At 65.6% G+C, this 24,598-nt stretch carries 23 protein-coding genes; 11 read left to right on the top strand and 12 right to left on the bottom strand.

Annotated features, from left to right (window positions below; translation table 11 throughout):
- Positions 1–2: 2 nt before the first annotated feature.
- Positions 3–320 (top strand): putative quinol monooxygenase, encoded by a 318-nt coding sequence (locus ACFO0A_RS13820; protein WP_379539583.1) that lies wholly within the window; start codon positions 3–5, stop codon positions 318–320.
- 3 nt (positions 321–323) lie between these two features.
- Here the strand turns inward: ACFO0A_RS13820 and ACFO0A_RS13825 are convergent, their stop codons facing one another.
- The 5 genes from ACFO0A_RS13825 to ACFO0A_RS13845 all read right to left on the bottom strand — a co-directional run bounded on the left by ACFO0A_RS13825 (position 324) and on the right by ACFO0A_RS13845 (position 6,175).
- Positions 324–1,679, bottom strand: coding sequence for a methyltransferase family protein (locus ACFO0A_RS13825; protein ID WP_379539584.1), 1,356 nt, complete (start codon positions 1,677–1,679; stop codon positions 324–326).
- A 66-nt stretch (positions 1,680–1,745) separates the two neighbouring features.
- Positions 1,746–3,086, bottom strand: a complete 1,341-nt coding sequence (locus ACFO0A_RS13830; protein ID WP_379539585.1) for an outer membrane protein assembly factor BamB family protein — start codon at positions 3,084–3,086, stop codon at positions 1,746–1,748.
- 25 nt (positions 3,087–3,111) lie between these two features.
- The gene (locus tag ACFO0A_RS13835; RefSeq protein WP_379539586.1) at positions 3,112–3,951 is read right to left on the bottom strand and encodes a tetratricopeptide repeat protein; all 840 of its coding nucleotides are present in this window, start codon (positions 3,949–3,951) and stop codon (positions 3,112–3,114) included.
- 127 nt (positions 3,952–4,078) lie between these two features.
- Complete coding sequence (locus ACFO0A_RS13840) at positions 4,079–5,242, bottom strand: glycosyltransferase (protein WP_379539587.1); 1,164 nt, start codon at positions 5,240–5,242, stop codon at positions 4,079–4,081.
- A gap of 6 nt (positions 5,243–5,248) precedes the next feature.
- Entirely contained in the window at positions 5,249–6,175 is a 927-nt protein-coding gene (locus ACFO0A_RS13845; RefSeq protein ID WP_379539588.1) for an alpha/beta fold hydrolase, read from the bottom strand.
- Between the two features lie 71 nt (positions 6,176–6,246).
- Here ACFO0A_RS13845 and ACFO0A_RS13850 point away from each other — a divergent pair, with 71 nt between their 5' ends.
- Positions 6,247–7,626 carry a protein adenylyltransferase SelO family protein gene (locus ACFO0A_RS13850; protein ID WP_379539589.1) on the top strand — a complete coding sequence of 460 codons (1,380 nt, stop codon included), beginning with the start codon at positions 6,247–6,249 and terminating at the stop codon, positions 7,624–7,626.
- A gap of 85 nt (positions 7,627–7,711) precedes the next feature.
- Complete coding sequence (gene astD, locus ACFO0A_RS13855; protein WP_379539590.1) at positions 7,712–9,127, top strand: succinylglutamate-semialdehyde dehydrogenase; 1,416 nt, start codon at positions 7,712–7,714, stop codon at positions 9,125–9,127.
- Here astD and ACFO0A_RS13860 read toward each other — a convergent pair.
- A complete protein-coding gene (locus ACFO0A_RS13860) occupies positions 9,102–9,362 on the bottom strand; it encodes a hypothetical protein (RefSeq protein WP_379539591.1) in 261 nt (86 codons plus the stop codon). The two genes, astD and ACFO0A_RS13860, sit on opposite strands and share 26 nt — an antisense overlap.
- Before the next feature lie 188 nt (positions 9,363–9,550).
- Between ACFO0A_RS13860 and ACFO0A_RS13865 the strand changes: the two genes are divergently transcribed.
- From ACFO0A_RS13865 to ACFO0A_RS13895, 7 genes are all read left to right on the top strand, one after another.
- On the top strand, positions 9,551–10,306 hold the full coding sequence (locus ACFO0A_RS13865; protein ID WP_379539592.1) for a hypothetical protein: 756 nt from the start codon (positions 9,551–9,553) through the stop codon (positions 10,304–10,306).
- Between the two features lie 39 nt (positions 10,307–10,345).
- Positions 10,346–11,065 carry an NUDIX hydrolase gene (locus ACFO0A_RS13870; protein ID WP_379539593.1) on the top strand — a complete coding sequence of 240 codons (720 nt, stop codon included), beginning with the start codon at positions 10,346–10,348 and terminating at the stop codon, positions 11,063–11,065.
- Positions 11,062–12,528 (top strand): ADP-ribosylglycohydrolase family protein, encoded by a 1,467-nt coding sequence (locus ACFO0A_RS13875; protein WP_379539594.1) that lies wholly within the window; start codon positions 11,062–11,064, stop codon positions 12,526–12,528. Before ACFO0A_RS13870 ends, ACFO0A_RS13875 begins: the two co-directional genes overlap by 4 nt.
- Positions 12,529–12,769: 241 nt before the next feature.
- Positions 12,770–13,684: a YqaJ viral recombinase family protein gene (locus ACFO0A_RS13880; RefSeq protein ID WP_379539595.1), complete on the top strand. Its 915-nt coding sequence runs from the start codon at positions 12,770–12,772 to the stop codon at positions 13,682–13,684.
- Positions 13,681–14,424: an ERF family protein gene (locus ACFO0A_RS13885; protein ID WP_379539596.1), complete on the top strand. Its 744-nt coding sequence runs from the start codon at positions 13,681–13,683 to the stop codon at positions 14,422–14,424. Before ACFO0A_RS13880 ends, ACFO0A_RS13885 begins: the two co-directional genes overlap by 4 nt.
- A complete protein-coding gene (locus ACFO0A_RS13890; RefSeq protein WP_379539597.1) occupies positions 14,417–14,818 on the top strand; it encodes a DUF968 domain-containing protein in 402 nt (133 codons plus the stop codon). The genes ACFO0A_RS13885 and ACFO0A_RS13890 overlap by 8 nt, the downstream gene beginning before the upstream one ends.
- Positions 14,802–15,029 (top strand): hypothetical protein, encoded by a 228-nt coding sequence (locus ACFO0A_RS13895; RefSeq protein ID WP_379539598.1) that lies wholly within the window; start codon positions 14,802–14,804, stop codon positions 15,027–15,029. The genes ACFO0A_RS13890 and ACFO0A_RS13895 overlap by 17 nt, the downstream gene beginning before the upstream one ends.
- A 303-nt stretch (positions 15,030–15,332) precedes the next feature.
- Here the strand turns inward: ACFO0A_RS13895 and ACFO0A_RS13900 are convergent, their stop codons facing one another.
- The 4 genes from ACFO0A_RS13900 to ACFO0A_RS13915 form a co-directional block, all read right to left on the bottom strand.
- Positions 15,333–15,995 (bottom strand): fimbrial biogenesis chaperone, encoded by a 663-nt coding sequence (locus tag ACFO0A_RS13900; RefSeq protein ID WP_379539599.1) that lies wholly within the window; start codon positions 15,993–15,995, stop codon positions 15,333–15,335.
- Positions 15,996–16,033: 38 nt separating this feature from the next.
- Positions 16,034–18,586: a TcfC E-set like domain-containing protein gene (locus ACFO0A_RS13905; protein WP_379539600.1), complete on the bottom strand. Its 2,553-nt coding sequence runs from the start codon at positions 18,584–18,586 to the stop codon at positions 16,034–16,036.
- 10 nt (positions 18,587–18,596) lie between these two features.
- Positions 18,597–19,037, bottom strand: coding sequence for a hypothetical protein (locus tag ACFO0A_RS13910; RefSeq protein ID WP_379539601.1), 441 nt, complete (start codon positions 19,035–19,037; stop codon positions 18,597–18,599).
- A 173-nt stretch (positions 19,038–19,210) separates the two neighbouring features.
- Complete coding sequence (locus ACFO0A_RS13915) at positions 19,211–19,780, bottom strand: hypothetical protein (protein ID WP_379539602.1); 570 nt, start codon at positions 19,778–19,780, stop codon at positions 19,211–19,213.
- Between the two features lie 592 nt (positions 19,781–20,372).
- On the opposite strand from ACFO0A_RS13915, the gene ACFO0A_RS13920 reads away from it, so the two are divergent.
- Positions 20,373–21,056, top strand: coding sequence for a PEPxxWA-CTERM sorting domain-containing protein (locus tag ACFO0A_RS13920; protein ID WP_379539603.1), 684 nt, complete (start codon positions 20,373–20,375; stop codon positions 21,054–21,056).
- A 129-nt stretch (positions 21,057–21,185) separates the two neighbouring features.
- On the opposite strand, the gene bcsS is transcribed toward ACFO0A_RS13920, so the two are convergent.
- Complete coding sequence (gene bcsS, locus ACFO0A_RS13925) at positions 21,186–21,875, bottom strand: cellulose biosynthesis protein BcsS (protein ID WP_379539604.1); 690 nt, start codon at positions 21,873–21,875, stop codon at positions 21,186–21,188.
- Positions 21,875–24,136 carry a glycosyltransferase gene (locus tag ACFO0A_RS13930; RefSeq protein WP_379539605.1) on the bottom strand — a complete coding sequence of 754 codons (2,262 nt, stop codon included), beginning with the start codon at positions 24,134–24,136 and terminating at the stop codon, positions 21,875–21,877. Before ACFO0A_RS13930 ends, bcsS begins: the two co-directional genes overlap by 1 nt.
- Between the last annotated feature and the right edge of the window lie 462 nt (positions 24,137–24,598).

Genomic DNA, 24,598 nt, shown 5'->3' on the forward strand with positions numbered 1-24,598 from the left:
CATTGGGGGAAGATCGGACCGTGGTGATCGTGATGGGGAGTTTTCGCATTCCGGTCGAAAACCTCGACCGGGCGCGCCCGATGATGGCCAGGGTCATTGCCGCAACTCGCGCCGAGCCAGGGTGCGTTAGCTATTCCTATGCCGAGGACATGGTCGATGCCGGCCTGATCCGCGTGAGCGAGGAATGGACTGACGAGGCGGCGGTCAAAAGTCATGCGCAGAGCGCGCACATGGCCCAATGGGTTGCCGAGCGGACCACCCTTGGCCTCAGCGAACGCAATATCAAGCTGTACTCGGCGAACGAAGGCCGGGCGCTCTGATCCCTATTCGGCGGGTTGTAGTTGCCTGCCGCGTGGCGAAAACGCCCGCGCGACAACGCCGAGACCTTTGGTCAGCGGCGCATTGCGACCCATCCAGGCATGATACTCGCGATACCGGGGATCCTCGGCCAGGAGATGCTTCTCTTCGGTCCGCGCCCGCCAGTAATAGACCGCGCTCACCAGCGCCAGGATTGCGGTGTTGCGGATCACGTCGACCAGCGATCCGCTGGTAGCTAGGAAGGGCATGGTCGCCAGCCACCAGAAGGCGTTCTTCGACAGGTAGGCCGGATGCCGGGACAGGACATAGGGGCCGTTGGTCAGGACGCCGCGATAGGTCAGGTTGGAAAAGCGCAGCCCGAACGCGACCGTGGCCCAGGCGTAAATTGCGGTCAGGGAAATCAGGAGGCAGCCCCACAGCCATAACACGGGCGGATGATCCTGCAGCCAGAAGGCCCAGTCCGCGGTATTGTGATGATAATCGAGCGGTCCGCCCTCGCCCATCAGGATGAACGGGGGGTAGCAGATCAGGGCCGCCAGCCAGGCCGAAAGATGCGGGTTGGCGCTGCGGATCTGCGCGTCGAGCGGGCGCATCGTCAGCAGGTAGCCGACCATCGCGATCTGGACATCGATGAGGAACAGCAATTCGGTGCCCCATGTTGCCATCGCGACCGGATTGCCGGCGATCGTATCGACATCGAGCGTCACCAGCGCCGCAAAGCCCGGCGGCAGGATCGAGATCATGAACGCCGTGAAGAAGCCCTTTACTGCCCAGGCTCGCCAGTGCGCGCGAACTTCGGCGCCGTCCCAGGCTTCGCGGCCCATCAGCATCGCCCCGAAATGCCAGGCACCGTCGCGCGGTTCGATCAGGACGCGATCGAGCCAGAGGACGTAGGGGATCGACAGCACGAACAGAACCGGGGCGACGGCAGCAAGCACGTCCATCGCGAAGAGGTAGTTCCCCTGCCAATACCAGCGCGCGAGGCAGTAGGCGAAGCCGATGCCCGCCCAGGTCGCCCAGAGGCCGGCAAGCTTGGTCAACGACACGTCGATCACCGAAGCGAGCAGACGGGGCCGCGCCCAGTCGATCCCCGTCGAACTGCGACGATGGGCCTTGTCGACGAGGATCGACCACAGCACCATCGGCACGCCTGAAAACACCACCGCCGCGACGGCAGCGTAAGGGCCGCTCATCGGTGCGTGCGGGCCCGGCAGCGCGAAGGCATCGGCGATGGCAGCCCAGTTTCGGCAGATCGCGAGCCAGGTGGACAGCCCGCCAAGCCCCGCCAGGCCGACCCAAGCGGAAACGTCGCTCGCCGGGCGGCGGGCGGGAACATCTTCGTCGAGAGCGCGCGCGTCCATCGCGCCCGGCCTTAGCGGTCAGAAGTGTGCAAGTCGTGAAAGCGGCCGCCGGCGGCCTCGCCCGACTTAGCGAAAGGCGGTGATCTTGCCGCTGTCGTCGAGGATGTAGAGCGTGGCGTTCGCGACGATCGGTGCCAGCGAGACAGGAGCGCCCAGCTTCACGAACGGGCTGGGCGTGCCGTCAGCGACCGCGACCGACTGCACCTCGCCCCGCGAATTGGCGACCCACAGCTTGTTGTTGGCGAGAACCGGACCGGTCCAGAAAATCGGACCGTCTTTCTTTTCCTCGTTCTTCCAGTGCGGAAGCTGCGTGATCCAGCGCGCCTTGCCGGTCGTGCGCGCCAGGCAGAGCAGGCGCGCATCGTCGGTGAGGGTGAAAATCCACTCGCCCGCGATGGCCGGGGTCGAAATCCCTGCGAGGCTGAGCTCCCAGATGCGCTGACCGGTGACCAGTTCGTAAGCGGCCATGCGGCCACCCTGACCCAGCGCATAAACACGCCCCCGGTCGATGATCGGGTCCGCGTCGATGTCGGTCAGCGTCGAGACGCTGGTCGAGATGCTGGTCCGGGCGAGCGCATCGGCCCAGAGCGCCCGGCCGTTTTCATAGCGGTATGCGGTAAGTTCGCCCGAGCTGTAGCCGGCCACCACAGTGCCTTGCCCGGCGGCAGGCGCACCCACGCCAAAGACGCTCGCTGAGCCGGTTGAGGCGGATTCGTTCCACTCCGGGCTGCCGTCGCTGGCGTTGAGCGCATGGATCTGGTTGTCCTGCGTCATCACGAAGACCGAATTGAACGCAACGGTGGGCGAACCGCGCAGCGGTCCGGCGGGCTTAACTCGCCACAGCTGGCTACCGTTCGAGGCATCGAGCGCAGCAACCTCGCCCAGACCGGTCGTGGCATAGACGCGGCCATCGGCGAAAGTGACCCCGCCGCCGAACACGGAGTTGTTGTTTTCCGAACCGCGTAGCGAAACCTTCCAGTTCTCGCGGCCCGTCGCCGCGTCGAAGGCATGAACCTCGCCCGCGGTGTCGAACACGAACAACTGCCCGCCGCCGACGACCGGCGATGCTGCAAGTCTTTCGCGCGCCGTCGACCCCGCGATCGATGCCGTCCATGCCCGCTGGGGGGCGTCGCCGAGGGCGAGATGGCCATAGCTTTTGGCGGCGTTGCCCCCGGCCTGGGCCCATTCGGTGTTGGTTTCGGCCGGCGGAAGGACGACCGCGATCGCCGCGAGCGACGGATCGACCTTGGCCCCGCTTTCGATCCGCGAGAGCACGGGAACCCGATCGCCCAGCGTAGGGGTGGACTTGGGACCTTTCTTGCCGCCGATTACCCCGCAGCCACCCAAGGCGAGCGCGAGGATGACCAACGATGCGGCCGACTTGCGGCGAAACGGCACTCGGCTCATGCAATAAGTCCTTGAATCAATAATATCATTGCTGACCCGATGGAGCGGGCGCGGCAGCGGCCGACGCGGGGGCCGCACCAGGATTGGCTGCGGCATTCGCGTCGATCACGCGCGCGACTTCAGCCTCGACGTTGACGATCGCATCGACGCCGAGCAGCCCGGCGAGTTGGCGGCTGCGCGAACGCAGCGATTCCGGCACGGTGGGATCCTTGGCGATCGCGGCGAAAAGCGGGCCGGCAAGATCGTTGCGACCCTGCTTGAGATAGGCTGCACCGACGAGTTCGCCGGCATTGCCGAACCACGGACTGCCCGGCACCGCCAGCGGCTTGAGCTGGGCTATCACCGCATCAGGCTTCATGCTGTCGAAAGTGGTCGCGACCTGACGGATCCTGGCGAGATCGCGATAGGGCTGGGGAGCGTCAGAATCCGCTGCGACCTGGCCAAAAAGCTTCGCAGCCTGCTCGCGCGATCCCTTCTGGAGCGCGATTCCCGCCTGCATCATCATGCCCGCGGCCTTGTATCCCGCCCCGCCCTCGGCGATCACGGGCGCGATCGCGGCATTGCCGGGATCGATCTGGCCGGCCTCGATCTGGTCGAGCGCGACAGTGAACTTCTCGCCCTGTTCGGCAGCCTTGCCCTCTGTATGAGAATTCCACCACAGCCATCCCGCAAGAGCGACCAAAGCGGCGAAGACCACTGCGCCGATGACCGCACCATGGCGCTTCATCACCGTGAGCATCTGGTCTTCGCGCAAGGCGTCGTCGACCTCGCGAAGGAACACGTCCTGCTGGGCATCCGCCTTCACGTCTGTGCGCGTGGCGAGTTGCTGGGAACGGCTTTGCGGACGGGTGGGGCGAAGGGCCAAGGTGGGCTTTCGAATTGATTGAGCGAAGGTCGCGCGCTGTTTAGCGAAGACCCGCATCATTTCAATCTTCTTCGCCGCCGACGGGTGAACCGCCGCTTAAGCCGCCTCGCCGCTGCGTCCGCCCCGATCAGGGAAACGCGGCGCGGCCCATGGCCCTTGCATAGAGCGCTGCGTGACGTCCGACCATGTCGCTGAATTCGTACTCGGCACGGGCGCGGGCGCGGTTTTCCCCGCCGATCCGCTTGCGCTCCGCCGGCAGGGCGGCAAGGTCCGCGAGTGCTGCCGTCAGCGCGCCCTCGTCTCCCGGCGGGGTGATGAAGGGCCGGTTCGCGGCAGATACCATCTCGGCAATGTCGCCCACCGCGGGGCTTACCACCGCGAGGCCCGCCGCCATCGCCTCGACCACCGAGATGGGGAATTGCTCGCTGTCGGAAGACAGCGCGAACAGGTCGAACAGGCCAGCGACCTTTGCCGGGTTGGCGACGAAGCCGGGAAGGTGAACACGGTGGCCGATGTCGAGGCGGATCGCCTCGGCACGGATCGCGTCATGGTCGGGCCCGTCGCCGACGATCACGAGTTGCCAAGGCTCGGGGAGCGCCGCAAAGGCGCGGACCAGCCGCGTCAGGTGCTTGACCGGCCGCAGCCCTGAAAAGGTGCCGACCCACAACTCGCCCGGATGCTTGATCACCCGCGGCAGTGCATCGCGCGCAGCCTTGCCGGCATAGGCCTTCGTCACAACGCCATTCGCTATTCGGTGGACCCGTGCCGGGGGCTGGCCCCAATGGTCCAGCGCGATCCGTTCCAGCCCGCGCGAGGGCACGACAAGCGCCTGCGCCCGCGCGAGCGCCAGCATCCGGAACCAGTTCCGCGTGGGTTTGAGACCGGCGGCTTCGTCCGAATTGAAACCGTCCTCATGGTGAATGAGCGGCGCCAGCCCGTGACGCTTCCCAAACAGCGTGTGCGCAAGGACCGCGTTCATCGCGCCCCAGTTGTAGGTGAGGATGAGATCGTAGCCCTTCATCGCCCGCGCCAGCGCCTCCATCCGGCGCGGCCAGGGCCCCCCAACCAATCCCGGCAATCCGATCCGGAGCACGGGGATGCCGCGCGCCACGTGGCGCGCCGCGCCCATCGCCCCCGGCACTGCCGATACGATCGAATGCGCGACCGCGGGTCCGAACGCGTTGATAAGCGCGACGCAGCGCAACTCCTTGCCCCCGGGGTCGAAACTGCTGTGAACATGAAGCAGGCGCAGGGGCGCCGCGCGTGGCTCTGTCCGGGGAGGCTTGGCCATCTGCGGTCAGGCGACCCGCTGGTTGCCGGAAAGGCCGGCGGCGGCATCGGCGCTTGCCAGCAGCGCATCGATTGCGGCGACGGCCGCGGGCTCGTCTAGCGTGGGAGCGTGGCCCACGCGGGGTATCGTCACCAGCCTTGAACCCGGCACCGTAGCGATCATCGCCTCGGCAGCCTGCCGTTCGAGTATGTCCGAATTCTCGCCGCGCAGGACGAGGACCGGACGGCCCCCCATCGCCCGCCAGGCCGGCCACATGTCTGGCGCGGCCGCCCCCGGCGCGCCGCCTTGGGACGGATTGGCGAAGGGTTGGGCGATCTTCATGTCATAGTCGAAGACGATGCGCCCCCCGCTGCCCAGGGTCATCACCCGCTTGGCCATCACCAGCCAGTCGGCGATGGAAAAATCGGGATAGACATCGCCCTGCGCGTCCTGAAGGGCCCGCGCGGCGTGCATCCAGGTAGGAAAACTTCGCCCCTGTCCGACGTAGCTGCGGATTCGCTCGATCCCGGCCGCGCTGACCTCGGGCCCCACGTCGTTGAGCACCGCGCCGGCAAGGCGCGACGGGTTTGCGAAAGCGAGCAACATGGTCATCAGGCCGCCGAGCGAGGTGCCGACCGCCACGAAACGCTCGATCCCCTGGTCGGCGAGAAGCGCCTCGATATCCGCGACATAAGTGATCGGCAGATAGGTCATCGGGTCCTTGGCATAATCGCTGTCGCCCCGCCCGCGCATGTCGGGGCACAGGACTCGGCGTTCGCCCGAAAGATGGGCGGCCAAGGTTTCGAAATCGCGGGCATTGCGGGTCAGACCGGGCAGGCAGATCACCGGCAAGCGGCCTGAATCGCCCGGATAGTCGCGGTAATGCAGCTTGAGCCCGTCAGCGCTCGACCAGAAGCGATCCTCGAAGGACGGCGGCGCCGTGGCTTCGGCCATCGTGTGTAATGTCCCTTGTGATCGTCAGGGCTGCGCTTGCGCGCATGGTTTGCGGGCCCCACTATTGCCCGATGCGCAACTCTCCGCAACCCGCGATCTACCGCCCCGCTCCCCGAATCGCGGCCCTTTCCGAGTGGATTGCCGATCCCGTGGCAGCGGCCGAGTTCCCCCTTGCGACCGTCCGTTTCCGCAACGATCGCGCCGCCGCACAAGTCGGCCTGGACAATTTCGACGATGGCGAATGGGCCGCGCACTTCGGCCGCTTTGCACCGCTCGCCGGCAATCTCCCCCTGCCGCTGGCGCTACGCTACCACGGCCACCAGTTCCGGGTGTACAACCCTGAGCTGGGCGACGGGCGCGGGTTCCTGTTCGCGCAGATGCTCGATGGCGCAGACCGCCTTATGGACCTCGGGACCAAGGGTTCGGGCCAGACGCCGTGGAGCCGGCAGGGCGACGGGCGCCTTACGCTGAAGGGCGCGGTGCGCGAGATTCTCGCGACCGAGATGCTCGAGGCGCTGGGGGTCAATACGTCGCGCACCTTCTCGGTCGTCGAGACGGGCGAAGAATTGTGGCGAAGCGACGAGCCTTCGCCGACCCGTTCCGCGGTCCTCGTCCGGCTAAGCCACGGCCATATCCGGATCGGCACTTTCCAGCGCCTCGCCGCGCTGGGTGAGGCGGACCATATGGCCGAGCTGGTCGAATACTGCCTCGCCAATTACCCTGGCCCCGCCCACGCAAGCGCCACGGGCGCCGCGCTGCTGCTCAACCAGGTGGTCGAACGACTGGCGGACCTTGCCGCATCGTGGATGGTCGCGGGTTTCGTGCACGGCGTCCTGAACACCGACAACATGAACATTTCGGGCGAAAGCTTCGACTATGGTCCGTGGCGGTGGCTGCCAAAGTGGGAGCCGGGCTTCACCGCGGCATATTTCGATCACAGCGGCCTCTATGCATTCGGCCGCCAACCCGAAGCACTCCACTGGAATTGCGGCCAGCTTGCCGTCGCGCTGCGGCTGTTGAGCGAGGCGCCGCCCTTGATCGAAGCTTTAGAGCGTTTCCCTGACCTTTACCGCGCCGCCCTTGGCCGCAGGTTCGCCTGGCGCCTGGGTCTCGAGCCGGCCGGGATGGAGGCTGATGTCGCGCTGGCCGCTTCCGCGGAACAGCGGATGTTGAAGGAGGGCCTCGGCGTGGACGAATTCTTCTTTCGCGAACGTACCGCCAAGTCGCTGGGAAGCGGACACCGGCCTGTCGGCGACGATCATCCCTACTGGGCCGAGGGCGGCCCGCAGACGATGCTGATCGACGAGGTCGAGGCGATCTGGGCGCGCATCGCGGAGAGCGACGACTGGACCGCCCTTTCCGACAAGGTTGCCGCCTTGCGCAGGATGGGCGAAGCCCACGGGGCGCCGCCCACGCCAGCGGGACACGAAAAGTCTGCCGTCGCGGCCTGAACGTGGCTTTGCCAAACAGCCGTCCTTGCTCCTATGGCGTCAACCCCGGTAAGGCGGGAAACCATCGCAACGGGGTACGGACAGGGTGAGCGCTGCGGAAATCGTCTCCTACGAGCCTGCGACCGGGCTCGAGCTGTGGCGCGGGCAGATCGGCGATGTCGATTCGATCGTCGATCAGGCGCGGCGGTCGTGGCCGGCATGGGCGGCGCTGCCACTGGCGACGCGGATGGAAATGGTCCGCCGCTTTGCCAACGAAGTGCGCAAGGACGGCGAGCATCTTGCCGAACTGATCGCGCGCGAGACAGGCAAGCCGGTGTGGGAAACTCGCACCGAGGTCGATAGCGTGGTCGGCAAGGTCGAGATCTCGATCCGTGCCTATGCCGAGCGCAGCGCGCACCGAAAGCTGGACAGCGCAATGCAGGGAACGATGTCGCTGCGCCACAAGCCGCACGGCGTCATGGCCGTGCTTGGGCCCTACAATTTTCCGGCGCACTTGCCGAACGGCCACATCGTTCCCGCGTTGATCGCCGGCAATGCGGTTATCTTCAAGCCATCCGAAAAGACACCTGCGGTGGGCGAGGCGCTGGTCGCGTGCCTGCACCGTGCGGGCATCCCTGCAGGCGTTGTCCAATTGCTGATCGGCGGGCCGCAGGAAGGGCAGGCATTGGTCGCTCACCCCGGTGTCGATGGGGTGCTGTTCACCGGTTCGGCCCACGCGGGCATTGCGATCAACCGCAAGCTGGCGGCCGATCCCGGCAAGATCGTCGCGCTCGAGATGGGGGGCAACAATCCGATCGTCGTCTGGGATACGCCCCTCGTCGCCGACGCCGCGGCGCTGATCGTCCAGTCCGCCTTCACCACCGCCGGGCAGCGATGCTCGGCCGCGCGCCGCCTGATCGTGAAGGACAGCCTGTACGACGCCGTTGTTGGCGAGGTTAAGCAGCTTGCCGATCGCCTCATCGTGGGTGGTCCGTTCGACGATCCCGCGCCCTACATGGGCCCGCTGATCGACAACGCCGCGGCCGACGGGCTGACGGAAAGCTTCGTCTACCTGCTTTCGCACGGAGGTCGTGCGATCAAGCACATGGTGCGTCCCCACGCCGACCGTCCTTTCGTCACGCCCGCGATCATCGACGTGAGCTCGATCGCGGAGAGGCCCGACGTCGAACTGTTCGGCCCCCTTCTCCAGGTCGTCAGGGTGGACGACTTCGATGCCGCCATTGCCGAAGCGAACGCCACGCGCTTTGGCTTGTCGGCATCGCTGATCGGCGGGACTCCGCAGGACTACAACCGGTTCTGGGCGAACATCCGCGCAGGGATCGTCAACTGGAACCGGCCGACCAACGGCGCGTCGTCGGCGGCGCCGTTCGGCGGCATCGGATTGTCCGGAAATCACCGGCCCAGCGCCTACTATGCGGCCGATTACTGCGCCTATCCGGTCGCCTCGGCCGAGATGGAGCAACCGCGCGCCAGCATCACCGTGGGCCTGCGCGACCGCTAGTCCAGGCGGGCGTATCGGCGGCGTTGGGCGGAAGGTCGTCGAGCGGAGAGCCGAACGACAGGACGGCAAGCGAGCGGCTCTGCCGTTCGAGCATCGGATCGACCAGAAACGGCATGTCGAGCGCCCTTGCGGTCAGCGCATCAGGCGGTTGCGGAGGGGTATCGGCCACCTTTGCGCTGCAGCCGCCAATCCAGAGCGCTGCGAAAACCGACAGGAAGTGACCCGAGCTTGCCATGCCCTCGGCTATAGCGCGCGGCCTTTAAGAAACCGTGGCCGCTCGCGCAGCAGCGTTGCGGGATTGCCGCGATAGACTCCGTCCGGGGCCGCATCCTCGACCAAGGCGCACTGGAAAAGGCAAACGATTTGCTGTTATTTTAGAATATTCGTATTTGGGGCCATACCCCATTAAAAAACGGAGCCTTGATGTCGGACAGTCACAGCCAGATTCCTGGACGTTTTCGCGATCCGCCGGCTTGCCTGGAAGGGCACCCGCGCCTGGACGCGAAGGTCGTGTTCAATGCGGTGGAATCAGGGCAGTTGCGCTGCATCTGGCGGTGGGAGGACGGCGAGCGGTTCGCCCACTGCGACGTGGACCCGCGGGATGACGGATCGCTGCTCCTGTTCACGGAGTGTATTCGCCTCGCGGGGGGCGAGGAAGGGCCTATCTGCGTCTCGACGGCCAAGGCCCGCAACTACGACGATTCGCGCCGGTTCTCGTTGTTCGTGTGTCCCGCTTGCGAGAGGACGTGCAGGCACCTGGTCTTTCAGGCAGGCCACTGGACCTGCGACGGGTGCTCGGGGCTTCACTATCGGAGCCAGCGGATCGGGAGCGCAGCAGCGGCGCACGAGAAGGTCGCCGCCCTAGCAGAGCTCGTGGGGTGCGGACGGCCGCGGGGAATGCACAACAGGCGCTACGAAGCGCTCAGGGAAGAGCTCGAGCGGGCCCGGGCCAAGCTCAGGCCAATAGCTGCGCACGCGCCGCGCGAATACCTGGCGAGGCTCAGCCAGCAATGGCTCGATCCTCGTAACGACTACGAGGACCAGGAAGCGCAACGAGCGGAGGCCGACCGGCGTTCAGCGTTCAACGTCGCCACGAGGCGCAAGAACCCTCCGGACCCCACGTTCGATCCCGACGCTTTCGGAGGCCTCGAGACAGATTCCTATTGGATCGATGTTTGATCCCCTTTACTTATATCTATCTTTAATCTAAGTAGGGGGATGTCCGAGGCCGATTTCCTGAAGACCTACGATCCAACCGACTTCCCCCCGGTGGCCGTCACGGTCGACCTCGTCCTGATGACCGTCCTTGACCGTCGCTTGCGAGTGCTGCTGCAGTTTCGCGAGTCCGCGCCATTCGCGGAAAGCTTTGGCCTTCCCGGCACTTTCGTCGGAATTGACGAAGACCTCGCCGACACCGCGGCGCGGGTCGTGCGCGAAGAGCTGGTGCTTGAGCCACAATTTCTCGAGCAGTTGCGCACGTTCGGCGCCCCCGCCCGTGACCCGCGGATGCGGGTGGTCAGCGTGGCCTACTTTGCGCTGCTTCCATGTGCGCGGCTCCAGCACCTGGTCGACGACGACTACGTGGGTCCGGCCACGCTCGCGACGGTCGAGCGTCAGCAAGACACGATCCGGATCATCCACCACGACGGTTGTGAACTCGAGCCGTTGCCGTTCGACCACGAGGAGATCGTCACGGTAGCGGTCGACCGGCTCCGCGCGAAGCTGGACTGGTCGGACGTAGCGTTCAGTCTGTTGCCCGAGGAGTTCACGTTGCGCCAGCTGCAGGAGGTCCACGAGGCGATCCGGGGAGAGCAACTCAGCAAACCGCCCTTCCGCAAACGCATGCTCGACAGCAAGCGGATCGAGCCAACGGGTCGGCGCGAGAGCGGCTGCGCGTTTCGCCCGGCCGAACTCTATCGACGGAGTGCTCGCGCATGACCAGGACCAGCCTCAGCCATCCGCTCAAGATCGACACTGTCGCGGTGGGCCCCGGGATGGGCTCGATCGGGATCACCTTCTGTCCGGGCAAGACCCAGCCAGCTGCGTTGACCGGCGGGTGGGCCCGCGATCTAGGGATCGATCTTGATGCGATTGCTGCTTGGGGTGCCACCGCCGTCGTTACCCTGGTCGAGCAGCACGAGCTCGACCAGCTTGGGGTCGCCGACCTGGGCGCACAAGTCCAAGCCCGCCACATGGATTGGCTGCACCTGCCAATCCCCGACGTCACGGCGCCCGGGAGTGGCTTTGAACGCGCATGGATCGAACTAGGCGCTGCGCTGCGCGCCCGGCTGCGTTCGGGCTTCAACGTCGTCGTTCACTGCAAGGGTGGGCTCGGCCGGGCCGGGACCGTGGCCGCGCGGTTGATGGCTGAGCTAGGTCATGATCCACGCAGCGCGATCGCCGCGGTACGCGCGGCGCGTCCCGGCGCGATCGAAACCAGCGCGCAGCAAGCCCATGTCCTCGCGCAAAGTCCAGTCGCAGAAGAAGCCCCGGCAACGTCGAGCGAGGCAATTGGCGATCGCGGCCTCGGGGCGATCGTCGGGATGGCGATTGGCGACGCGCTCGGCACGACACTCGAATTCAAGCGGCGCGACAGTTACCCACCGCTAACTGACATCGTCGGCGGAGGGCCGTTCGGGCTGGAGCCGGGGCAGTGGACCGACGACACCGCGATGGCGCTGGCGCTTGCCGAGTCGCTGATCGATTATCCAGGACTCGATGAGCGGGACCTCATGGACCGTTTCGTCGGCTGGTATGCGCACGGCACCTACTCGTGCACCGGGCGCTGCTTCGACATCGGGGGAACGACGAGCTTGGCACTGCGAGCCTATCAAAGGACAGGTCGACCTGTGTCCGGATCGACCGACCGTTTCGCAGCTGGCAACGGGTCGCTGATGCGGCTGGCGCCCGTGGCGCTGGCCAGCTGGGATGACCGCGGCCGCCTGGCAGACCTCGCGGCGCGCCAAAGCCAGACCACGCATGCAGCGCCCGAGGCGGTGAGCGCGTGCGTGCTCTACGCCGATATCCTGGCCGATGCGATTTCAGGGAGGCCGCGGACCGAGGTCCTGCGCCCACGCAGCGAGGGTGCGGGAGCGATCCGTGCGATCGTCAAGGGCAGCTGGCGCGGCAAGCCCCGGGCCCAGATCAACTCGTCGGGGTATGTCGCGCACGCGCTGGAAGCGGCGCTGTGGTCCGTGGCGAGAACGAGCGACTTTGCGTCGGCCGTGCTGCTCGCCGCGAACCTGGGCGACGACGCCGACACCACAGCCGCGATCACGGGACAGCTGGCCGGAGCACTCTACGGATACGGAGCAATCCCCAAGCGGTGGTTGGCCATCCTCGCGTGGAGCGACCGAATAGAAACAGCAGGGCGCGGCCTACTCGAAAGAAGTCATCAATAGGATCGATCATTTTTACACCATTGAACAAAGAGAGTACTGTTCACTGTAAACCATAAGTTCAAAATGTTCCTACAGTTCGCAACTAATGCAGCACGATATTATACAACTGCCCATTCATCTGTTCGCTTTAACGAGTAGTATCACCAGAGACTCGAACATGAGCGTGCAATGCGCTCACTGTAAAGAAAGTTCTCTGATGGCTACTTCATCCTCTAATTCCCCGTTCCCCGCGGGCCTTGTCATGGACCCGCCGCGGGACGTGGGAGGCGACGACTATTTTGGCACCGAGGAGTCGGTCGGGTCGGACCGGGACGGCACCCAGGAGGGTAATGGCCCGTGGGCGTGGCCCCCGCTGGCCAGCCTCGGGCTGGGTCCGGCGGAGCGCGCCGCGCGGCGCGCGGGGATCGGCGGGAGCGATGCCAACACGATCTTGTCGGGCTCGGACGAACGCATCCTCCAGCTGTGGCGCGAGAAGCGCGGCGAGTGCGCGGACGAGGACCTGTCGGACAAGCTGGCGGTGATGCTCGGCTGCTGGACCGAGCCGTTCAACCGGGCGTGGTACGAGAAGACCAGCGGCTATCCTGTGACGCGGGTCGGCGAAGTCGTGCGCTGCGCGATCAACCCGTGGCGCAGCGGCACCCTCGACGGATTTGTCGAGCCGCTCGGCGCGGTGTGGGAGGCCAAGCACACCAGCGGGTTTGCCAAGCCGGCCGAGGTGGTCGAGCGCTACATGCCCCAGCTCCAGCACAACATGGCGGTCGCCGGCTGCCAGCGGGCGCTGCTCTCGATCCTGTTCGGCAACGGCAAGTGGGAGTGCTTCGAGATCGCCGCCGACTGGCTCTACCAGCAGGACCTGCTCGAGGCCGAGGCCCGTTTCTGGACTTGCGTTCAGTCGGGTGAGCCGCCGGTCGCCGCGCCGGCCCCGCCGCCCCCGCGCCCGGTGGGCGTGCGTGAGGTCTGCCTCGAGGGGCACAACCTGTGGGCCGCCTCGGCCGCCGACTGGCTGGCGCATGGCGCCGCGGCCAAGGCCCATGCCGCGGCCTGCACGACGCTGCGCGGCCTGGTCGAGGACGACGTCGCGCGCGCGTTCGGACATGGCATCGAGGCCAGGCGGAGCAAGGCCGGGGCGATCACCATCCGCGCGGTGGGGCCATGACCCTGCCGCGGGTCTACGCCGCGATCAGCGCGGTCACCGCGGCGCTGGCCACCGAGGGGATCGCCAAGCGCCATGTCAACGTGGGCGATGGCTACCACTACCGCAGCATCGATGACGTCTATGCCCGGCTCGCCCCGCTGCTCGCGGCGCACCGCCTGTGCGTGCTCCCGCGCGCGCTCGAGCGGGTGTGCTCCGAGCGCTCGGGAAGCGCGGGCGAACCGCTGGTCCACGTCGCGCTGCGCAGCGCGTTCGACCTCGTCAGCGTCGAGGACGGCTCGCGCCACACCGTCGAGGCGTTCGGCGAGGCGCTCGATGCCGGCGACAAGGCCACCAGCAAGGCAATGGCCGCGGCCTACAAGTACGCGATGATCCAGGCGTTCTGCATCCCGGCGGGCAGCGACGATGCCGATGCCGCCTCGCCCCGGCTGGTCCAGCCCCGGCACGAGCCCGAGCCGGTCCAGGGCTGGGAGCAGTGGTGCGACGACCTCACCGAGATGATCAGGGTGTGCGAGACCGCCGAGGCGCTCGACCGGGTGCAGGAGCGCCACCGTCCGGCGCTGCACGCGCTGGCGCGCGGGCGCCCCGCGCTCTACGCCGCGGTGGGCGAGACGATCGCCGCGCGGCGCGCCGCGCTCGCCCCTCCCGCACCACCGACGCCGCCACGTCCGCCAGCTCCGATCACTGCGCCGGCAGCCAAGCCGCGCGCGGTCCGGCAGGGCAAGGCCCGGGCGCGTGGCTAGGGTCGCGCTGCCGCCGCTGCGGCGTCCGCCCGGCACAAGGCGCGAGGCGGGCAAGGCGCGCGCAAGCCCGGCACACCGCGCCTGGGTGCGGCGTCACCGCTGCTGCGTGCCCGGTTGCACCCGCGGCCCGGTCGAGTGCGCCCATGTCCGCTGCGGCACCGATGGCGGCGCGGCGCTCAAGCCGTCCGACCGCTGGACCCTGAGCCTGTGCCGCGAGCACCATGCCGAGCAGCATCGCATCGGCGAGCGCGCGTTCGAGCGCCGCCACGGCCTCGATCTCAAGGCGCTCGCCGCCGAGTTCGCGCGGCGCTCGCCCCACTGGCGCGCGCTGGCCCCCACTCTCCATCGCTCCTGCCAGCTTTACCCGGAGACGTCCGATGACCCACAGCCCTGACAAGTTCACCCCGCCCCGCCCAGCCCTCCGTGCCGACCGGCTCGACGACCTCCAGATCTACAAGCGGCTCCACGCGCTCATCGCCGAGCTCGAGGACATGGCCGAACGCTGCTGGTCGCTGGCCGCCGCCACCGCGCTCAAGGTGGTGGTCCAATTGATCCGCACCGTGGCCTCGGGGCTCTGGCGCGCGATGGACAAGAAGGAGGAATAGGCACATCGGCGGGGTCGACGGTCGAACCCCAGGACAAAAAAAGCCCGGCACAAGGGCCGGGCAAAGTTAGCCGCAGTCATTTCTCACGCTAAACGAGGCCTGAGCTCTGATCGGGCAGGGTGGCGAAGTGGCGGTCATCCCCCGTTGTGCCTTGCCACACGGCGAGCTCGGCGGCTTGGTTGGCGCCGACTGCTCCCCGCGAATTGATCCATTCGCGCAGCCACATCACAGATTGGCCCGTGGGCACACCTGAAGCCTCACGTCACCCTCTTCACACTGCCCCAAGCGCTGCCCGCGGCGCGTTCAATAAGTCCTTGTGCTCACCCCGACGCCGTTGCTGATGTCCCAGCGAACCGTCGTGTCGTAAGCCAGGTCGAGCGCGTAACTCGCGCCGGGGTAGAGCCGCTTGCCCGAATACGTGAGACATCCGCCACCCGCTTCGTCGCACTGGCGACCGTTGAACACTTCTTGCGACGTGTTGCCGTTGTTGCGGAAGACAAGCTTGCGGCCTGTCCGCGAAGCCACCAGCGAGCCCGTGATTGTCTTGGGACGCACCAGCACCAGGACATCGTAGCCGACCAGGATCTTGAGCGAACTCACCTTGGCTTGCACCGGTCCCGCGACCGGCCTGATCGTGACCCGGTAGACCCGGTCGCGCGCCGACGGCGCCGCGATCGCAGAGATCCGGACGACGCGGCGCTGGCCGGGCTCGAGAACCATCAACTGCGGTGTCACCAGCAATCCCGACAGTCCCGGGTCGGGTTCGGCCCTGCGCTGCTCCTCGGGAAGCCCCGGCGCGATGATCTCGGCAACCTCGGCGGCGACGTAAAGCCGCTCGCTTCCGCTGTTCCAGACTTCGATGTCCCCAGTGCTGGAGCGGTCGGGTGTGAAATCGAGGATTACCTGGCTCAGCACCATGTCTGCGTGCGCCGGAACGCCAGCAAGACCCAGGCTTGCGGCGACCAAAACGGCGTCGCAAGCGCGGCGAAGCATTTTTTCAAGCATCAGCGTAACTCCGTGGAAGCGGGAACCGGCGAGCCCTGTGACGCAAGCGCGCCGCAGACGAGCGACCCGAGCGACATCACGCGAGCGCCCGGAGCAGGCGCGGCGAGCGCAATGCTGCACGGCGGCGCGTGCTCGAGATGCAATTCGATCGTCGCACCCGCCGTCGTCTCGATCGCGAAATAGCCTTGCGCGTCGGTCTGACCGATCGCGCCGGGCGCCGCAATCTCCGCCCACGCGACGGGTGCACCATCAGGTGTCATGATGCGTCCGAAGTTGGCGACCATTGGTTCGGCCTTCCAGCGCAGTGTCGAGACATTCCCTGGGAGCAGGGCAAGTTCGCGCGCTGCGTCATCGTAGCGCAGCGCGCCGCCGCCGGTGGGCCGGATCCTGACAGCATATTGGCGATAAGCCAGAAGCGGGAGCCGGAGCACTTTGGCCGGTGAAACCTTACCGACCACCGCGTCGTTGACAAGCACCTCGAATTGCTGGTCCGGCGCTGTCCCCGAGACCTCGATGTAGACGGCACTTTGCGCGCCGCGGCCGTCGGCCACGGTAACGCGCCCGGGAGTAGCGGTCAGCGTCGTGTGCAGACCCAAGCTGTACTGCGTGGTATCGCGGGCTTCGCCAAACCCTTGCGCGACGTCGGCGGACACGGTCGACAGGCTGTTGTGGAAGGTCGCGGTGGCACCGGCAAGTTCGCGCCCCGAATCCTTGTCATAGGTCACGCCAAGATCGCCGTCGCCGCCGGCCACGTCATCGAAATGAAGCGAACCGGTCGCATTGCGAACAAGCGCGGTGTCGCGCACACCCGACATTCTGGTGGAGCGCGCCCCAACTCCCGCCCCGAGAGACGACCGCGCACCGAGAAACTGCAGGCTGACCCCGAGAAACGCCGACCGGCCCTGCCCGGTCACCGCGACGTCGCCAGCGAGCGTCGCCCGCAACCGGTCGGTCCGGTAGAAATCCCAGCGCAGCGATGGTCCAAAGCTGTAGGTATCGGGGTCACCGCGCGAACGGCGAAAACTGCCCGCAAACAGCACTTGCGCATTGCGCAGGGTGTAGGATGCAATACCGCTGGCCTGCGTAAACTCACCGCGGGGCGCGAAATATTGTGACGACGGGTCGGCGCCAAGGATCTCCTTAGGATCGGTCAGGCCTGCCCGGGTCAGGCCAGAGCCGCTCCCGACGTTGACCTGGCGGAGGTCAAGATCGAAGTTGAGCGGTGCGTTGCCCTGCGAACTTACGTGAACAAGGCCGCCGTAAGTGCCGTCGCTCCCGGCGAGCACGCCGAGTTTGACCTGCGCGAACGAAGCCAGGAAAAAGCCATCGAGCTCGCCAACGGCTTCCGCTCCGACACCGAGCACCGTGGCTTCGACGGCAAGATGCTGGGTCACGCGGCGGGCAGCGCCGAACTGGACAAACGGCGTATCAAGCACCGATATCAGCGCGTGGCGCCGCGTGGTGGCGAGCACACCACCGTAAGCATAATACTGGTCGTTTCCGGCAGCTGCGATGCGGCGGTTGCGGGAGAAGAACCTCTGTTCCGAACGCCGCCGGCCATTGGCCTCGAGGATGCTCAGGGTGACCTGGTAGGAGCCATCGGGAAGCGAAGCGGCGTCAAGCCGCTGATTGCCTGCGTCGTAGGTGGCGGAGGCAACGACCCGTCCCTCGCGCAGGATATCCACCCGCGACCGGGCGTCGAGAAAAACGACCAGCGGGGTTCCGGCAAGCTCGTCGCGATCGCGCCGGGTATCGATCTGGGTGGCCGCGCCGATCCCGACCGCGCGGCGCCGGCCGAGCAGGTCCGCTCCGGGGATCCAGAACGCGCCGGCAGAGTAGCGCCACCCGGGACGGTCAATCTCTGCGACGAGCTGTTCGGCCTGCAGGCCATAGCCCGAGGCCATCGAGAGATCGGCGCGAAACCGTCGATCGCCGTCACCCACGATCAGCTGGTTCTGGAGGCTGTAGATGTCTCGTCCGCGCGTTGATCCCGAGACGACTGCGCTGACCGCGTCGATGAGTCCGACCCCGGGCAAGGGATCCCCCAGATACCCGCCAAGGCCCGCATTCGCGACGGTGAGATGGGCGGGATTGACGAACACATCGAGCCGGAAACGGTCCTGATCAAAGATGATCCCCGCGACGCGTGGGCTCAGTCGCCCGCACGCGGCGCGGTCCGCGATGAGGCTACACGCAAGATCGGTGTTGGTGGCCAGGCCCGGCGCGGCAAGCGCGGCGGTGACGGCCGCGCGGTCGCTGATCCCCGGCAGCAACACCACAACCTCTGCCGGGTCAGTGAAGGTGAGCGAACCTGGCTTGTAGGTGATCGTGGCCTCGCCGACCCGCTTTCCGCCGAAGTAGACATCGACGCGAGCGCGCTGTTCGCCGACCAGCCGGGTAAACGCGGCAGGGACCCCGCTGATGACCGAGGTCAGCGTGGTGTTGGTGTCGCGCGCGACGCAGGGCTGAACAAGCGCTCCCAACCCGACCTGACCGAGCAGCGCGCTTACCAGAAGCTTCCGCCGGATTTTACCAGGGACAGGTGCGCGCACTCTCCCGTCCTCAGTTGGGGGCGATGATCAAGGTAAGCGTGCCGCTGTAGGAACCGCTCGTCGCAGCCCCGAGTGCCGCGGCCCGCAGCAGGACAATGAGGCTCGCGCTCGTCAGCGGGCCCGCGTTGCAGGTTTGTTGAGTCGCCGCCGAGCTCGGCCCGGCGAGCGGGACACCCGGAGAAAGGGCTGTCCCGATGGTCTGTCCCGGGCTGTCAGACCATTGGACTTCGACGGGCAGGCGCAAACTGCCCGAGGCAAGCTCGAAGGCTCCACCGGGACCGGCCCCCGTCGCTGTTACAAGATACCCGCTCGCTTGCGAATAGACGCACACGTCCTGCGCAATCGAGGCATCCGCCGAAAAGTTGTTGATCGAGCCGAAGGCGAGGTCGGCGAGACCCGTGATCCGCACTTTCTGCGCGGAGGCCGGCGCGGGCTGCAAGCTTATTGCCATGGCAACAATCGCGCCCCAAACCCTAGGTGATCCTACGTAGGCCATGGTTAACGGTATCGCAGGATACGGTTAATTTTCCGTTGCCTGACGCGAGTCGGCCCACTTGGCCCGGGTCGCGTGTCTTGCGCGGCCCGGGCTCAGGTGGCCCTCTTAGTCCGATCGGAAAGAAGGCTTTATTGCGGGGTCACCAGCAACGTCAGCGTCCCCGAATACGTGGTGAGCGCCTGCATGGCCTGGAGGTCGGCGGTGCTGATCCCGACGATCAGGCTCGCAGACGCGGTCGGCCCCGACGTGCACGCCTGCTGAGTGGCGGCCGATGCAAAGGAGCTCGAAGCGGTGCCGGCGACGAGCGCAGTCCCCGTCGTCTGGCTGGTCGTCCCGCTCCATTGGACCGAATAGGGCGTCGTCAACGCCCCGTTGGCGATCGTGAAGGCGTTGGCGGTGCCGCTCCCACTGGCAGTGATGGTGTAGGTCCTGGTCGCGGTGTTGCTCCAGACGCAGACGTTCTGCGTGCTGGTCGCGGCAACAGCCGGGTCCTGGCTGAGGAAGCTTACATCGGTCAGGCCGCTGATCCGAGCGCGTGCCGGGACCGAAGCAGTGATCGTGACGCTTCCGCTCGAAGTCGCGCCGAAGATCCCCTGGGTGGCTGCCTGCGATGGAGCTGCCGCAGCGGCGAGTGCAAGCGCAAGCCCGACGCCGCCTGCGCGGCACGCGGCGAAGCCGCTCAAAGTTCGTGTCACCATTAGATTTGCCCCATCCCGTCTCAATCAGCATGCGGCCCCAAGAGAGCGCCGCGCCGAGCAGCACGCGCTTGCTCCGACGAAGCTGTTATGGAGGCGAATGCTGAAGATTTTATTATTGATGAAGCGTGGGGTAAGTATAATTGCGGAGACGGCCTTTGAACCGTTCACGCGGACGATCGCTCGCCCTGAATCACTGACGGTTTGCCGCGCTCGTCGATGGGAAGGCTCATCGTCGGTTGAATCGGGTTAGGCCGGTGCCGACCAAAGAGGGGCAGCTTCAGGATACCTATCCGCCGCTTTGGGAAAGTTACCCGGCGCCAACGCCGGCTCCCCTCGCGCATCGCTCCCCGCGACCGTCCCAAACAGGTGGCTTTTCGCCGGTCTCCGGATCAGCCGCGCTCCTGGCGGATGAGCATCTGCTTTGCATTTGCCTCGCTTCCCCATCCGCGCTTTCGATCTGATCGACGGCTGGCATCCCCTGGGGCGCACGATACCGTCCTTAAGAAAGTCGAATAAAGACAGGAACCGATGCGTCAATTTGTCGTCAACGCCGTCGCAGCCATTCCAGGACGCGCCGAGCAGGGTGTAGAACATGAGGAAACTGATTGCCCTGGCTGCAGGAGTAATTTCCCTGGCCCTAACCCCAGCGGCGAGCGCGGGCGTGGTGATCAAGGCAAGTCCCAGTCTTGTCCAACCGCATGAGAACGTTCTTCTCGACACCGATGCTGCGCCAGGTGACAAAACATTGAGCGGGACGACCAATCAAACCGATACTTCGGTCTTGTTCCAAAGTTCGACCGACAATGTCGTCTCAGGCCCGCAGGGACAGGCGGAAATCACCGCGACCGGAACCGGGAGCAACGACGGGCTGGGCCAGCTTGCACTCAGCCTCGCCGACGGTGGGACGTTTACCTCGGCCGAATTCAACGTGCTTGCGAAAGTAGGCGGCTCGATCACGCTCGATGCGCTGAACGCTGTCAATGAGATCATCGCGATTCTCACGACGACGATCAGCAAGTCCGGGCAAAATTATTTTGGCTTCCTGGCTGACAATTCCACCCCGATCAGCAGTATCTCGATCATGGCGCTCCGCAACACCAATATCTCGTTGATCGGCCAGTTCCGTCTGGACGGGATCGTCGACAGTCCGACGCAGTCGGCCGTCCCTGAACCCGCCACGTGGTTGATGATGTTGCTTGGGTTTGGCCCGGTCGGGAGCGCCCTCCGCCGCCGCAAGGATCAGGCAAAGGTTGGCCTCCGGGTCAGGTACTCGTAGCCCCGAACCGGGTGCCTAGTCAGCGGTCGACGGCCGCCCCGGAAGAAGCCTTCCAGGAGGTCTCCTCTCGGACGCGTCAGCACCCGCTATCACGGACGCTGTTCCTGAGGCTGCGGAATGTTTGTGATTTCAGAAGACCGAGCTGACCGACACGCTGGCATACGGCTGCGCGGCGCGCCCGTGCTGGAACGATCCACCGGCGCCTAGTTGGATCTCGGCTCTCCCGGCCAAGGGAAGGGCAACGAAACCTCCTGCGCTTTCCTGGGTATAGCGCCGGTCGCTTTGGACACCCAGCTCAGCCCCTAGCCGGGCATGGTCGTCGATCTTGCGTCCAAGCTGAATTCGGGCTTGGTAAGCCCGGTCGAAGGCGGCGAGCGATCCGAACCACCCCAGTCTCCAGTGGGCGCTATCTCGCGCACCGTCCGCCTGAAGCCCGAGGTCCACACGGTTTCCTCGTCGGTCGTTGCTCGCATCGTTGGGCCGAAGAGAGGTCTTCGTGAAGCGCGGGCCGATGGAGAAGTTCGCCCAGCCCCACGAGCCCGATAGTTGGTAAACCGCTGCAACTTCGCCCCCTAGGTAGCGTGCCCGGATCGGCTGGCCGAGACGATCGTAGTGATACTCGCCGGCGTTTCCACTCGCCCGAATCGCCAGTCCACTGCCAAGGCGATCGCCCGGCAGCGCGACCACCGCGCCCGCGTAGACCGATTTGCTGTCGCTGACGGTCGCGCCACTGAACCATACACCGCGAAGATCGTCGGCTCGTGCGACCGTTGAGCCGAAAAGGGGTGCCATCAGGAGGATCGCAAGACCGGCGCGCATCAGGCAATCTCCAACGTATTTGCCCAAGCAGGCTCGCGATGATAACTAATTGCTGCGCGACCCTCGTTGCCGCCCTTCAATACAGCCATGTGAAGGTGACCTCCGCCGATCGAGTAGGCCCGATATCCGGCAACTTGGAGGTGCGTGCGGGCCCGGGCCCCTTGGCCGATTCTCAGGCTAAGGTCACTGGTGGCGGGCAAAGGAACCATCGTCAGGACACGGAAACCATCCTCCTCGGCTCGCACCAGGCATTCGACTTTTTCACCGGAGTCCGCCTGAAGTCGGGCAAACTGCCAAGGTGGAGTCGATCCCCCACCTCGCCCCAGGAGCTGGCGTAGCCTGGTCTTCAAGCCGCTGCGGCGTGTCTCGGCCCAACCGTTGACATCCCATTGAAGCGTGTTGCCATACAGGCAGGCATTCAAGGGATCAGCGTCGGCGGCGTTCTTCCACGCAAGACGGGTCGCAACGCGTCGCCCCTTACGTCCCGCGAGTTCGACAACCTGGACCACGTCGGCGACGAACGGGATGGACCCACCCGGCAGGCGCAGCTGGCCGGTGATCTGGTCGGCAACGCGGCACCCGTCCTCGATAAGAAAGCTGAAGCCGTTGGAGGACACGTTGTCGGCAATTACCGCGATCGGTTCAGCCGCACCGCCAATCTGCTGCTCAAGCGTAGCGATCAACGGGATCGGGAAGCGATGGTCGCTGCGCCGCTGCTCGCCGCGCGTTCGGACGAAGCGCAAGGCGCGGATCCCGATCACGGCGGTGATCGTCGTCCACACGAGATTGGCGAGGAAAGCGCCTGCTGGAAGGTAGTGACTACTGCGATACAGAGTCAGGCCCAGCGGTATCGCCAGGATCGCGGCCGACAGCACCAGCAGTTGAGGCCACAGGGCCAGCGACACGCCAGCTCGCGAGGTAAGCGTCTTGGGAGTGACGGAAAATTTCCAGTCGACTGGTATCACCAGCGCCAGCGTGGCCTTGATGAACGTGAAAAAGCGGAGGTAGTTGTATTCCTCCATGTAGAGAGACTTGGCATAACCCCGACTGAAGATCTCGTTGACGAGCATTCCGGACAGCAGCCAGGCGCCGAATAACGCGAGGAAGGGTAGGCCGGTCCAGATTATCGGCATCCAACCCGTCGCCAGGACAACGATGGGCATGCAGTAGACGACGGCCTTCTGCCAACCTTCAAAGTATGTCACCGCCGAGGTGAAATAGGCGATGCGCTGTGCAAAGGTTAGGCCCTTGGTGAAAAGGATACCTTCCTTCCTCCAGACCTGCATCGCGCCGCGCCCCCAACGCAGGCGCTGGGTCTCGTATTGCTCAAGATCTGTGGGCGAAAGGCCGAAAGCGAGTGCCTCGGCATGATAAACGCCTGACCACCCGTCCTTGTGCAGGCGAAGCGACGTGTGCATGTCTTCGGTGATCGTTCCGGTTGCAACGCCCCCGATGCGGTCCAGCGCGGAGCGGCGAATGACCGCGCAGCTGCCGCAGAAAAAGGTCGAATTCCAATAATCTTTGCCGGCCTGGATGACCCGATAGAACAGTGTTTGCTCGTGCCAGGTTTCCTTCTGCGCCGCCGAGGCGCGGTGCTGGAACGAGTCCACGTTGTAGAAGTCTTGCGGCGTCTGCACGAGCGCGACGCCCGGATCGATGAAGTAGCCAAGCGTGCGCTCCAGGAATTCCGGCGAAGGGGCGTGATCACAGTCGAAGATAGCCACGAACTCCGCATCGGTATGGGCTAGCGCATTGTTGAGATTTCCAGCCTTCGCGTGCGACCGGTCGACGCGGGAAAGGTATTTCACCCCCAGTTCCTCAGCCAGAGCCCGCATCTCCGCGCGCCCGCCGTCGTCCAGAAGCCAGATAAATCGCGCGCGGCTGACCTGCTTGGCGGCTAGGAGGGTGTGTCGGAGAATGGCGGGATCCTCGTTCCAGGTCGTGATGAAGACGTCGGCCTCAAACGACGCCGGGGGGGGCGGCGCACGCCGTTCCACCAGAGCCCAGGTCGAGACGACGTGGAGAAAGAGTGTCATCGTTCCGAAAAGTTCGGCCGCCAGCAGGATCGACGAGAGAGCCGGCGCCGCGGGATTCCACAGCGGGATCCGGTAGCTGAAATACGCGATCGTCAGCAGCACAAAGCCTGCCAGGGCGATCTTGCCCTTGAGCGGAGCATGGTGAACACGCGCCTGCCCGGCACCGTGTCTGACAGGCAAGGGGTCGTGGAGTGCAAGAAGATCGGCTTCAATGTCGTGATACATGGCTGTGCGGCAATCCTATGGCTGGAGCGGCCTTCATGGACTTTGTTGGTTAATAACCTGCCAACCGAACCCAGCTGCGCTGCGTGAATGAGGCCAACCACGTGCGCTGGGCGCGCATCAAGCCACGCAAGACCGGACGCTTGCAGGCATGGCTTCTTTTTAACACCTCTCGGCGATGACATTGGCCGTCACGGTTTTCACCGGACCGGGATGCCCATGCCATGTCGAACACAGATGTCGTGCCAGGAAGGAGCCTCTTGCCGGAAATAGGTTCTGCCAACCCCAGCTATGGGATCGGCAAGACAGCCACCCCCTTCGTCGAGGTTCTTCGAGGCATACAGCAGGGCGCCAAGGTCCCGTCGCATTCAGCCAGGTAGACGGTTCGTGTGAGGAGACGTCGAGTCGCGACAAGTGCAGTGGCGCGATAAGCGCCTTGATGGCTTGTCCCAAACCACTTTGCAC

Origin of the sequence: Novosphingobium tardum (assembly GCF_042652045.1) — a bacterium.
GTDB classification, from domain to species: domain Bacteria; phylum Pseudomonadota; class Alphaproteobacteria; order Sphingomonadales; family Sphingomonadaceae; genus Novosphingobium; species Novosphingobium tardum.